At 63.3% G+C, this 12,497-nt stretch carries 10 protein-coding genes; 5 read left to right on the forward strand and 5 right to left on the reverse strand.

Translation table 11 applies throughout. From position 1 onward, the window contains the following. Positions 1 to 23 precede the first annotated feature (23 nt). The 4 genes from GYH35_RS31975 (at position 24) to mgtE (ending at position 4,333) form a co-directional block, all read left to right on the forward strand. A complete protein-coding gene (locus GYH35_RS31975; RefSeq protein WP_161815599.1) occupies positions 24 to 1,538 on the forward strand; it encodes an RNA polymerase factor sigma-54 in 1,515 nt (504 codons plus the stop codon). A gap of 36 nt (positions 1,539 to 1,574) precedes the next feature. After that, positions 1,575 to 1,895: a ribosome hibernation-promoting factor, HPF/YfiA family gene (gene hpf / locus GYH35_RS31980; protein ID WP_161830492.1), complete on the forward strand. Its 321-nt coding sequence runs from the start codon at positions 1,575 to 1,577 to the stop codon at positions 1,893 to 1,895. Positions 1,896 to 2,062: 167 nt separating this feature from the next. Next, complete coding sequence (gene rapZ, locus GYH35_RS31985) at positions 2,063 to 2,935, forward strand: RNase adapter RapZ (RefSeq protein WP_161815600.1); 873 nt, start codon at positions 2,063 to 2,065, stop codon at positions 2,933 to 2,935. A gap of 45 nt (positions 2,936 to 2,980) precedes the next feature. Next, on the forward strand, positions 2,981 to 4,333 hold the full coding sequence (mgtE, locus tag GYH35_RS31990) for a magnesium transporter (RefSeq protein WP_161815601.1): 1,353 nt from the start codon (positions 2,981 to 2,983) through the stop codon (positions 4,331 to 4,333). Here mgtE and GYH35_RS31995 read toward each other — a convergent pair. Then, positions 4,298 to 5,548: a patatin-like phospholipase family protein gene (locus GYH35_RS31995; protein ID WP_161815602.1), complete on the reverse strand. Its 1,251-nt coding sequence runs from the start codon at positions 5,546 to 5,548 to the stop codon at positions 4,298 to 4,300. The two genes, mgtE and GYH35_RS31995, sit on opposite strands and share 36 nt — an antisense overlap. Positions 5,549 to 5,739: 191 nt before the next feature. Between GYH35_RS31995 and GYH35_RS32000 the strand changes: the two genes are divergently transcribed. Then, a complete protein-coding gene (locus GYH35_RS32000; RefSeq protein ID WP_202624921.1) occupies positions 5,740 to 6,312 on the forward strand; it encodes a peroxiredoxin in 573 nt (190 codons plus the stop codon). A 212-nt stretch (positions 6,313 to 6,524) separates the two neighbouring features. On the opposite strand, the gene GYH35_RS32005 is transcribed toward GYH35_RS32000, so the two are convergent. The 4 genes from GYH35_RS32005 to pyk form a co-directional block, all read right to left on the reverse strand. Next, on the reverse strand, positions 6,525 to 7,700 hold the full coding sequence (locus GYH35_RS32005) for a vWA domain-containing protein (RefSeq protein ID WP_161830493.1): 1,176 nt from the start codon (positions 7,698 to 7,700) through the stop codon (positions 6,525 to 6,527). A gap of 9 nt (positions 7,701 to 7,709) precedes the next feature. Continuing rightward, the gene (locus GYH35_RS32010) at positions 7,710 to 8,561 is read right to left on the reverse strand and encodes an AAA family ATPase (protein ID WP_161830494.1); all 852 of its coding nucleotides are present in this window, start codon (positions 8,559 to 8,561) and stop codon (positions 7,710 to 7,712) included. 78 nt (positions 8,562 to 8,639) lie between these two features. Next, positions 8,640 to 11,045 (reverse strand): penicillin acylase family protein, encoded by a 2,406-nt coding sequence (locus tag GYH35_RS32015; protein WP_161830495.1) that lies wholly within the window; start codon positions 11,043 to 11,045, stop codon positions 8,640 to 8,642. Positions 11,046 to 11,057: 12 nt separating this feature from the next. Next, positions 11,058 to 12,491, reverse strand: a complete 1,434-nt coding sequence (gene pyk, locus GYH35_RS32020) for a pyruvate kinase (protein ID WP_161815606.1) — start codon at positions 12,489 to 12,491, stop codon at positions 11,058 to 11,060. Between the last annotated feature and the right edge of the window lie 6 nt (positions 12,492 to 12,497).

The following is a 12,497-nucleotide window of genomic DNA, read 5'->3' on the forward strand; positions in this document are numbered from 1 at the left end:
GTTGACGACCACAAGCGAGACGAATGCTCAAGCCCGCCCTGCAGCTCCGACTCGGCCAGCAGCTGACCATGACTCCCCAGCTGCAACAGGCCATCCGCCTTTTGCAGCTGCCCGTGCTGGAGCTCCAGGCGCAGATCCGCGAGGCGTTGGAAAGCAACGTCATGCTGGAAGCCGAGGACGAATCCGGCAGCCTGGAAACCGGCGAGTCCGCGCTCGAGCCGCAATACGAGTCGACCTACGAATCGCCCGCGCCCAGCGCCGAGGCCAGCGCCAGCAACGAGCACAGCGAACATACCGAGCACACCGATAACGAGCGGGCCGAGTCCGCCGAGGCCGAGCAGCCGCTCGACATTGTCGAGGATCAGGACTGGAGCGACACGCCGGTCACGGGTCAATCCGACACGCCCTGGTCGGGCGATGACGATCATTCGCAGGATTTTTCCGACGCCCGCGGCGAGACCCTGCAGGAACATCTGACCTGGCAGCTCGAGATGTCGCGCCTCAACGAGCGCGAGATGCGCATCGGCGCGGCCATCATCGATGCGATCAACGACGACGGCTACGTCATCGAGCCGCTCGACGAGATCGCGCGCAATTTACAGCCTGAGCTGGTCGTCGCCACTGCGGAAGTCGAGCGCGTGCTCACGCATGTGCAAGCGATGGATCCTGCGGGCGTCGGCGCGCGCTCGGTCAGCGAGTGCATCGAGCTGCAGCTTCGTCAGCTGGACCCAGATACGCCGGGCCGCGACACCGCGCTGGCGATCGCCGCCGGTTATCTCGATCAAGTCGCCGAGCAGCAGTACGCACTGTTACGCCGACAGCTGCGCGTCACCGAAGAGGAATTGGAAAACGCGCTGGTGCTGGTCCGCGCGTGTCAGCCGCGCCCTGGCTCGAGCGTGCACTCCGTGCCCGCCGAGTACATCGTGCCCGATGTGTTCGTGCGCCGGACCGAGCGAGGCTGGGCGGTCGACATCAATCCCGCCAGCCTCCCGCGCATTCGCGTGAATCAAAGTTACGCGGGCCTCATCGGCCGTTCCGCCGATCACGCCATGCTCAGGACTCAACTGCAGGAAGCGCGCTGGCTGATCCGCAGCCTGGAGATCCGCAACGAGACGCTGTTGAAGGTGGCCCGCTGCATCGTGCAGCGTCAGTCCGCGTTCCTGGAGAACGGCGACGAATACATGCAGCCGATGATTCTCAAGGACGTGGCCGAAGCCGTGCAGATGCACGAGTCGACCATCTCCCGCGTGACGACTAACAAGTACATGCACACGCATCGTGGCGTGTTCGAGTTTCGTTACTTCTTTTCCAGCCATGTCGCCGCCAGCGATGGCACGGAGATGTCCTCCACCGCCATCCGCGCCAAGATCCGCAAGCTGGTGGCCGCGGAGGAGCCAGACAAGCCGCTTTCCGACAGCCGTATCGCAGAGATCCTGTCGCGCGAGGGCGTGCTGGTCGCACGGCGTACCGTCGCGAAATACCGCGAAGCGCTAGGTATACCTCCGTCCAGCGAACGCAAGCGAGTTTCGGTGAGATAGCCAGCAGTTCCCGTCCACCTCTGATAGGAGGCTTCCATGCAACTGAACGTCACTGGTCACCACGTCGATGTCACCACTTCCATGAAGGGCTACGTCGAAAAGAAGCTGGACCGCATCGTCAGGCACTCCGACCACATCATTGACGTTCACTGCATCCTTACCGTGGAAAAACTGCGCCACAAAGCCGAAGCCAAGGTCCTGCTGAACCGGGCCATGGTGTACGCCGACGCCGTCGACATGGACATGTACGCCGCCATCGACGCGCTGGCCGACAAGCTCGACCGCCGCGTGAAGAAGCACAAAGAGAAGCTGGCCGATCACCACGCGCTGGAAGTCCAGAAAGTCCGGCCTTCCTAGTCGGTCACCGCTGCCGGAAAACCACCGAACGGTTCACAAATCCGTCGGCGATCGGGCACATGGAGCGTGCCCCGTTGCGATACACGCCCGACTCGTTGCCGCCCGCGCGCCGCTCGCTGTAGTCTTTGCAGCTGCAGCCCCTACCAGCGCGTTTTCTGTTCGTACCCATGCGTCTCGTCATCGTCAGTGGCCTGTCCGGATCCGGCAAGAGCGTGGCGCTGCACATGCTCGAAGATCTCGACTATTACTGCGTGGACAACATTCCCGCGGGTCTGTTGCCGATGTTCATTTCCCATACCGTCCGCTCGCGCGAGTCGACGTATGGGTACACGGCGGTGGGCGTCGATGCGCGCAACCGGCCCGCGGAAATCGCCTCGGTGCCGAAGCTGGTCGCCGACCTGAAGCGCAGCGGGGTCGCCTGTGAAGTGCTGTTCCTGCGCGCCGACCAGGAAGTCCTGCTGAAACGCTATAGCGAGACCCGGCGACGCCACCCGTTGAGCCGCGACGGTCTGGGCCTGGCCGAGGCCATCAGCCAGGAGCAGTCCCTGCTCGAGCCGATCGCGGATGCGGCCGATCTGATCATCGATACCACGCGCACCAGCGTGCACGAGCTGCGCGAATTGATCCGCGACCGGGTCGGCGCGCGCGTCGAAGGACGCATGTCGATCCTGTTCGAATCGTTCGCATTCCGTCACGGCGTGCCGGGCGATGCGGACTTCGTGTTCGATGTGCGCAGCCTGCCGAATCCCTATTGGGAGCCCGGGCTCGCGCGGTTCACCGGCCGCGATCCCGCCGTGGTGGAATATCTCGAACGGCATCCGCAGGTGACCAAGATGTTCGACGATATCGTCGGCTTCCTGGAGCACTGGATTCCCGAGCTGGTACGCACCAATCGCAGCTATCTGACCATCGCCATCGGCTGCACCGGCGGCCAGCATCGCTCCGTGTATCTCGTGGAGCGACTGGCGCGACATTTCTCGGCAAAATTCCCGCAGGTCCACGCGCGCCATCAGGTCGCCGCCACCCACCGCGCCAGCTAATAACAACTTCGCGTGCGCGCCGCTCGCCGTTACACTGCGCGCGCCATGACCGAAGCCCAGGAACAAAAGCAGAGCCGACTCGCCGCGCTACGTAGCGCGCTCGAGCAGGGTTCGCTGCGCCATGGGCATCGGCTCATCAACAGCCTGCACCCGGCGGAAATCGCGTCGCTGATCGAATCGCTGCCGCCGGCCCGTCGCGAGATCGTTTGGGAATTCGTCGATCCGGAAGTCGAAGGCGACGTGCTGATCGAGCTCAACGAGGAAGTGCGCGCCGAGCTGATCGGCGGCATGGATGCCGAGGAGCTGATCGCGGCCACCGAGGGCATGGAAGTCGACGACCTCGCCGACTTGATCGGCGACCTGCCCGAGACGCTCAACGAGCGCGTGCTCCATTCCATGGACGCGCAGGACCGCGAGCGGCTATCGGCGATCTTGCAGTTCGAGCAGGACAGCGCCGGCGGTCTGATGAATCTCGACGCGGTCACCGTGCGCGCCGACGTGACGCTCGAAGTGGTGTTGCGCTACCTGCGCATGCGCGGCGAATTGCCGGCGCGCACCGACCAGCTGTTCGTCGTCAATCGCAACGACAAGTACCGCGGCGCTCTCGACATAACGCGCTTGCTCACCGAAGACCCCGAAAAGACCGTGGGCGAAGTGATGGACTCGGGCGTCGAGGGCATCCCGCCCGAAACGCCGGCGCGCGAGGTCGCGAAGCTATTCGAAGACCGCGACCTGGTCTCCGCCGCGGTGGTCACCAGCGACGGCAGATTGCTCGGCCGTATCACCATCGATGACGTCGTCGACGTGATCCGCGAGGAAGCCGATCACTCGGTCATGAGCATGGCCGGTCTCGGCGAGGACGAGGATATGTTCGCCGGCGTCCTCACCAGCGCGCGCCGTCGCGCCATCTGGCTGAGCGTCAACCTCGCGACCGCGTTCCTGGCCGCGAACGTCGTCGGCCTGTTCGAAGCCACTATCGAAAAGGTCGTGGCGCTCGCGGTGCTGATGCCCATCGTCGCCAGCATGGGCGGCATCGCGGGCAGCCAGACGCTGGTGCTGATCATCCGCGGTATCGCGCTCGGTCAGGTCGAACAGGCCAACGCGCGCTGGCTGTTGATTCGAGAAATCTCGGTGGGCCTGCTCAATGGCATCGCGGTCGCCAGCATGGTGGGAATCGCCGCCGGCATCTGGTTCGAGACCTGGACGCTCGGCGCCATCATCTTCGCCGCGCTGATGATCAATCTGGTCGCCGCGGCGCTGGCCGGCGTCGGGGTGCCGCTGATTTTGAAACGTTTGGGAATCGATCCTGCCCTGGCCGGGGGCGTGGTGCTCACCACGGTCACAGATACCGTGGGCTTCGCCTCACTTCTGGGCCTCGGCACGTTGTTCCTTACGTGAGTCCAGCCGCCGCAGGATGGCGGTAGCCCCCGTCGACGCAACTGAATAGCCCGCGAGGAACGACATCAGGTCGTCGGCCCGCTTCATCGCATCCTGGTAGCCGAGCGCAATCAACTCGCGCGTGTATGTGTCCTGGAACAGCAGGTAGCTCATCAGCTGGCCGCCGCCGGTATTCATCGCACCCAACGTTCTCAACAGCACGCGCAAAGTCCGCGGCAACGATTCGACGTGATGCCGCGCGATCTCCGATAGATCGCGGCTCGGCAGAATCACCAGCATGTCGATGCGTCGCAAATGAACGGCGCCGTCCGGATTGCTCACGGTGATGGGGCCCACCTTGTCGACGATTTGATTCAGCTGCGTGAGCCGCTCCAGGTCCGAATACATGCCGTCGCTGAACAGCGAATCCAGCATGTAGCCGAAGATCTGGCCGAACGTGGGACACAGCGGCGGCACCGCCATGGTCGGCGACACTTCGTTGCGTGTACCGATGACCAACAAGCGCTGCGCACCGAGATGAATGGCCGCGCTGAATGGATTCGCCTCGCGCATCGCGCCGTCGCCGTAGTACTCGTCGCCGAGCAATACCGGCGGAAACAAGAACGGCACGGCGACGCTCGCCATCAAATGCTCGACCGAGAGCTCCGTCGGCTCGCCCGCACGGCGCGTGCGCTTCCACGGCGCGCAGCCTGGTTTGGCTTCAAAGAAGGAGACGGAGCGTGTGCTGCCGTAGCCGGCGGTCGACATGGCGATGGCGTCGAGATGACCGTCGGCGATGGAGCGGCTGATGCGGCTGAAGTCGAACTGTTGCTTGAGCAGCTCGCGCAGCGGCGAGTTATCGAACAACGATTTCGGCGGCGGCAGCAACCAGCCGCCGGACAGCATCGCGAACAGCCAATGCAGACTGGCGCGCAGCATGCTGGCGGTATCGGCGCGAAACACCTGCCCGACCTGAAAATTGCGCCAGACGCGCTCGAGATTTCCAACCGCGACGCGGAAACGATCGGCGTGGACCGCGATGGCGGTGGCATTCACTGCCCCCGCCGAGGTTCCGGACACCACCGGAAAAGGGTTGATGGCCCGCGCCGGCAATAGATCCGAAATCGCCCGCAGGACGCCCACTTGATAGGCCGCCCGCGCGCCGCCGCCCGGCAGCACCAATCCCACCTTGGGTGGTCCAACCGAAGGCGCAGATGTCGGAGTGCGCTCGCTCATATGTTGAATCCGTGCCGTTATCGTTGGCGAAATTCCCGACGCTGTTGAATTGATCCGGGCGCTCGCCGCTGAGCGATTAGTATGGCACAGTGCCTCGGAACGCCCCGTGACACGCGTGTTATACGGCGTCGCGGACCGCCTCACCGGGTCCAGCACCTCGCGGCCGGACCGTAAGCTTCGAGGATTTGCCTATGCATCTGCGTCTCTCCCGCCTGAACATGCAAGCCTGGATGCGCTCCTGGGCGCTGGCTGTCACCTTTACCTGGCTCGCCGCCAACATCGCCGAAGCCGCCGCCGAAGGCCCGGCCGTGGGCAGCGCGGCGCCCGAATTCAAGCTGCAGGACCAAGCCGGCAAATGGCATGAGCTGAAGGACTATCGCGGCAAGTGGGTAGCGCTGTATTTCTATCCCAAGGATAAAACGCCCGGCTGCACCACCCAGGCGTGCGAGTTCCGCGACAACGTGTTTGCATTCCGCGACGCCAACGCGGTCATTCTCGGCGTGAGCGTCGATGACGTCGAATCTCACAAGGAATTTTCCGAGAAGCACGGCCTGCCATTTCCCATCCTCGCCGACGACAAGAAAGTCGTTGCGAAGGAATACGGCGTGCTGAAGCGCTTCCTCGGCGCGTTCGAGCTGGCCAAGCGAGATACGTTTCTGATCGACCCGCAAGGCAAGATCGTGCGGCACTACGCGGATGTCGATCCGAAGGGTCATTCGCAGATCGTGTTGAAGGACATCAAGGATCTGCAGGCAAAGAGCTGAGCGGGTTTTTGATTTCCGCTAAAGAAGACCCTCACCCCCTGGCCCCCTCTCCCGTTGGGAGAGGGGGAAAGTGTTTTTTATTTTTTGTCCTGCGGACGGCCTAAAAGGCAATGATCTGAGCGCAGGCGAACTCCGCTGTGATATCGGGCGGCGTCAGGGCGCTGCCTAGCCACCGACGCCTCCGATTCCGGCTCCGATTCCGATTCCGGGGTTCAGTGCAGCGCCTTGATCGCCTGCTCCAGTCCGCCCAGCGTCAATGGAAACATCCTGTTCTCGATCAGTTCCCGAGTGACCTGCACGGACGGCGTGTAATCCCAGCGCTGCTCCGGCTCCGGGTTCAACCAAACATGGTGCGGCCAGGTTTTCGCGAGGCGCTGCATCCACACCGATCCCGCCTCTTCGTTCCAATGCTCGATGCTGCCGCCGGGCTGCACGATTTCGTACGGGCTCATGGTCGCATCACCGACCACGATGAGTTTGTAGTCGTGGCCGTAAGTGCGCATCACTTCCATCGTCGGAATCTTCTCCGCGTGGCGGCGGCGGTTGTCCTTCCAGACGTGCTCGTACACAAAATTATGGAAGTAGAAATATTCCAGGTGCTTGAACTCCGAGCGGGCCGCCGAGAACAGCTCCTCGCAGACGCGGACGTGATAATCCATCGAGCCGCCCACATCGAGGAACAACAAGACCTTGATGGCGTTGTGCCGCTCGGGCACGAACTTCAGATCGAGCAGGCCGGCATTGCGAGCAGTCGCGTCGATGGTGTCATCCAAATCCAAGAGCTCGGCCGCGCCTTCGCGGGCGAACTTGCGCAGCTTGCGTAGGGCGATCTTGATGTTGCGCGTGCCGATCTCGACCGTGTCGTCGAGATTCTTGAACTCGCGCTGATCCCACACCTTCACCGCGCTCTTGTTGCGGGACTCGTCCTGGCCGATGCGAATGCCTTCCGGGTTGTAACCGTACGCACCGAACGGCGACGTGCCGCCGGTGCCGATCCACTTGTTGCCGCCCTGGTGACGCTCTTTCTGTTCGGCGAGACGCTGCTTCAAGGTTTCGATCAGTTTGTCCCAGCCGCCGAGCGCTTTGATCTGCGCCTTCTCTTCATCGCTGAGCGTGCGCTCGCCCATGCGCTTGAGCCATTCCTCGGGAATGGCCTTCATCATGGCTTCGAACAGTTCTTCGGCGCCCTTGAAGTGCGCGGCGAAGGCGCGATCGAAACGGTCGAAGTGACGCTCGTCCTTCACCAGGCAGGCGCGCGACAGATAATAAAAATCCTCCGCGCTGGCGCTCGCGACGCGGGCCTGCAAGGCCTGCAGCAGCGACAGGAACTCGGTGATGGACACCGGCACCCCGCCCTCGCGCAGCTTGAAGAAGAATGGCACCAGCATGATCGCCGCTCAGCGCCCGCCGCGACGGTTCAAGAACACCAGCTGCTCGAACAAGTGCACGTCCTGCTCGTTCTTCAGCAGCGCGCCGTGCAGCGGCGGAATGGATTTCTTCGGATCTTCGCTGCGCAAAGCCTCCGGCGGAATGTCTTCGGCGACCAGTAGCTTGATCCAGTCCAGCAGCTCCGACGTGGAGGGCTTCTTCTTCAGCCCGGGCATCTCGCGCACTTTGAAGAACGCGGTCAACGCCTCCGACAGCAACTCCTTCTTCAACGTCGGATAGTGCACGCCGACGATGCGCTCCATGGTCGTTGCATCGGGGAAACGGATGTAATGGAAGAAACACCGGCGCAGGAACGCATCCGGCAGCTCCTTCTCGTTGTTGCTGGTGATGATGATGATGGGACGATGGTGCGCCTTGATCCATTGGCGCGTCTCGTACACGTAGAATTCCATACGATCCAGCTCGTGCAACAGATCGTTCGGGAATTCGATGTCGGCCTTGTCGATCTCATCGACCAGCAGCACCGGCTGCACGTCGCTTTCGAACGCTTCCCACAAGCGTCCTTTGACGATGTAGTTGCCGATGTCGTGCACCTTGGCCTCGCCGAGCTGCGAGTCGCGCAGGCGGGACACGGCGTCGTATTCATACAAGCCCTGCTGGGCCTTGGTCGTCGACTTGATATGCCAGCGATACAGCGGGCGATTCAGCGAGCGCGCCACTTCTTCGGCGAGCTGCGTCTTGCCGGTGCCCGGCTCGCCCTTGACCAGCAGCGGACGGCCCAGCACGACGGCCGCGTTGACGGCCATCATCAGATCTTCAGTGGCGACGTAGTTGTCCGTGCCGGCGAAACGTGACGACATGAATACCCCGAGCGGAAGTCCAGCGAGACGCAACACCATACCACCGGCGGCCGGCGCTGCTAAATGACTTCCGGGGCTTCAGTTGGCCGCAGGCGACAATTTGAGGATGTATTTCGGCTCGCCCGGCAGCAGCGGCCGGGGCTCGCCGCGGGCCCAGGCTTTATGGCCCGCTCCGTAGAACGGCGACATCGGGTGGTCGACCGGCCCACCGGGCATCTGGAAATATCCCTGCGCTTCCCGTCCTGGCGACACCACCATGCGCTCGGACGCACCGAACGAAGGCCCCTGAACGCGCGGCATGAACGAATCGCCCGACAGCGGCTGCGCCGGCATGTCGAGCCAGTTCCCCACGAACGCCGGCATGACTTGCGACAGTGGATGTCTCATAGCGAGTGTGTTCTGCGCGCCCCAGGTGCACTGGCTCAGCGAGCCACACTCCTGCACCAGTTCCTTCAGCGCCGCATCGACCGACGCCAGCAACGCTGCATCCCAACTCGGATAACGCGGATCCAGCATATGCGCCGGCTGTCGCGTGACCAATTGCCACAGCGGACCTTCGAACTGCGCCGACGGCGAGAATTTGCTATCCGGATATTTGAGACGGGCCGCGGCGGTCAGCGATTCGAAAACGCTCTGACGTATCTGCAGGCGCATCGCTCGCACCAGTCGATAACCGACGTCCTCGGCCGCCGCTCGCGCCGACCAGTCTTCCAGGAATTTTCTGGCCTCGGCCCGCAGCGGCTGGCCTTGCACGGCATCCTCATCGAGCAGCTCGAGCAGGAAATCGCGCCAGCGAACCAGAAACAAAGCGCGGTCGTCCAACTGAATGTTGACCATGTCCGCCGGCGTCGCATTCTCGAGCGCCAACAGATCGTCACGGATCTGCGCGGCACGCGCGCCGTTGTCGTACATGCCATCGCCCATGAAGGACAACCACGTTTCGACATCGACCGTGCGCGCATTCGCCGTCCACAATCGGCCGGCCGTAGGATCGACGATGCGCGGATATTCCTCCGGCTTGCGCCAGCCGTTCCAACCCGCTTCCGGCGTGTTCCATAGATAAGGCATGGTCGAGTCGTAGTTGCCACGCACCGGCACCTGTCCCATCAGCGTCCAGCCGATGCGGCCATTCGCATCGACCGCCACGAAGTTCTGCACCGGCACGCCCGAACGATTCGCCACCAGCAACGCCTGCTCGACACTGTCGACGCGCTCCAGATCGAGCATTCGGAAATTGGTTGCTCGCGCATGGTGCGCGGTCCAGGCCAGCGCGAGCGGCCGATTCGAGGTGTCCTCGCGCACCACCGGGCCCCAACGCGTGCCAATCACGGTGAGCTTCTCGTCCTCGCCGTCTTTGACCTTGAGCACTTCCTCGTGCACGACGAACGGCTCGGAGCCTTCGGGTGTGAGATAGCGCGCGGCGTCCTGCGGATCGCGCTCGACGATGACCAGGTCGGTCCAGTCGCCGAAGCTGTTGGTGAACCCCCAGGCCACACGACCGTTGCTGCCAACGATCAGCACGGGCAATCCAGGCAGCGTGACGCCGACCAGATCGCGACGCGCATCGCCTTCGGCATCGACGATCATGCGCGCGCGATACCAAACATGCGGCAGGCGCAGGCCGAGGTGCATATCGTTGGCTAGCAAAGCGCCCTTATCGGCAGTGTGACTGCCGGCGACCGCCCAGCTGTTGCTGCCGACGTACACCTTTTCTTCCATCGTACCGGCCGTGCGAGGCGCCGACAGGGCCGCGGCTCGTGAAGCACCCTCACGCAGATCGAACACATCCGGCCCCGGAATCGTCGCGGAGCGAATCGTGCCGCCGGCAATGGGCGCGTCCCATTCGGTGCCCAGCGGCGCGATGAACGCAAACATCGCCGGCGGCAATGCATCCCGCAGCTGCAGGCGCGTCACTTCTTCGCTGCCGCTCGAATCGTTCAAATTGAGATACATGGAGAACGCGGCCAGCACCGAATCTTCGGGTAGCCAGGGCGCGGGCTCCGCGCCCAACAGCAAATATTCCCAAGGCTTGGCCGCTGCTTGCGACAGCGCGAAGTTCACGCCCGCCGAATAGGCATCCAGCAGGGCAACATCGCTGGCTGTCGCAGCGGCGACGACTTCGCGAGCGACCCGACGGAAGCCATGCACACGCAACTTGCGGTCGGTGTCGAGCACGGATGCGCCGAGCAACTCGGCCAACTCGCCGGCGGCCGCGCGCCGCATCAGGTCCATCTGGAAATAGCGGTCCTGTGCGTGCGCGAAGCCAGTGGCGAATGCGAGGTCGGCGCGAGTGCGGGCACGCAGCACCGGCGTGCCCTCGGCGTCACGCTCTATGGCGGCCGGCGCCGAGATGCGAGCGTCGGAAATATTGCCATCGAGCTTCGGCAGGCTGGCGCGGAGTGCCCAGTATCCGATCAGCCCGCCGACGACGAGAACGATCAGTAAGGCAAGGCCAACAACGCGCAGCGGCCGAAGCAAACGCATCTTGAATGGCGTTTAAACGCGCACCTCGAGAATCTTCATGGCATTGGTCTTGCCCGAAACGCCGGACAGCTCACCCTTGGTGAGGATGATGCGATCGCCCATCTCCACCATGCCCTGCTTGAGCATGAGCTTGAAAATGTCCGCGTACAACAGCTGTGCGTTGGCGTGAGTGATATCGAACGTCACCGGATACACACCGCGATACAACATCACGCGACGACGCGTCTCTTCGTGCCGGGTGAACGCATAGATCGGAATGTCGGCGCGAATACGCGACATCCACAGCGGCGTCGAGCCCGACTCGGTCAACGCCACGATGGCCTTCACCTTCAGATGATTGGCCGTGTACATCACCGCCATGGCGATGGCTTCGTCGGTCTTCTCGAAAATGCCGTGCTCGCTGCGCGCACGCACCGGCGTATGCGAGCTTTCGTACTTCTCCGCACCGAGGATGACCTGAGCCATCGTCGCCACGGCTTTGACCGGATACTTACCGACGGCGCTCTCGCCCGAGAGCATCACCGCGTCGGTGCCGTCCATCACGGCATTGGCGATATCCGAAACTTCGGCGCGCGTCGGCACCGGGTTGTGAATCATCGATTCCATCATCTGCGTCGCCGTGATGGCGACACGATTGCGCTTACGGCACGCGGAGATGATGTGCTTTTGCAGACCCGTCAGCTCGGCGTAACCGACTTCGACGCCGAGGTCGCCACGCGCCACCATGACGGCGTCGCTGGCTTGAATGATGCGATCGAGGTTCACCAGCGCTTCGCTGCGCTCGATCTTCGCGACCAGGTGCCCATGGCCACCCGCCGCGCGCAACAGCTGGCGCGCTTCCTCCATATCGTGACCGTCGCGAGCAAACGAAACGGCGAGATAGTCGACGCCCAGCTCGGCCGCGAGCTTGATGTGCTCGCGGTCCTTGTCCGTCAGCGCGCCCGCCGACAGGCCGCCGCCCTGCTTGTTGATGCCCTTGTTGTTCGACAGCTCACCGCCCACCACGACTTTCGTCTTGATGCGCGGACCGTCGACATCGTTCACTTCCAGGACGATCAGGCCGTCGTTCAACAACAGCGTGTCGCCCGCGCGGACGTCTCTGGGCAAGTTCTTATAAGCCACACCGACGGTCTGAGCTGTGCCCGCCGAGGAGTCCAGCGACACGTCGAGGACGAACGGCTCGCCCTCGTTCAAGAACACTTTGCCTTCGACGAAGCGATCGATACGGATCTTCGGGCCCTGCAGGTCGCCGAGCACGGCGACCCACTTGCCGACCTGCTCCGCCACTTCGCGCACCATCTTGACGCGATTGGCATGGGCCGCCGCCTCGCCGTGCGAGAAGTTCACTCGCACGACGTCGGCGCCGGCCCGCAGCATCTCACCAAGCACCTTTGGGTTGTCGGTGGCCGGCCCGAGGGTGGTCAGGATCTTGGTGCGACGGAGCATGGAAAC

Source organism: Steroidobacter agaridevorans (genome assembly GCF_009932555.1).
In the GTDB taxonomy this organism is placed as follows: Bacteria; Pseudomonadota; Gammaproteobacteria; order Steroidobacterales; family Steroidobacteraceae; genus Steroidobacter; species Steroidobacter agaridevorans.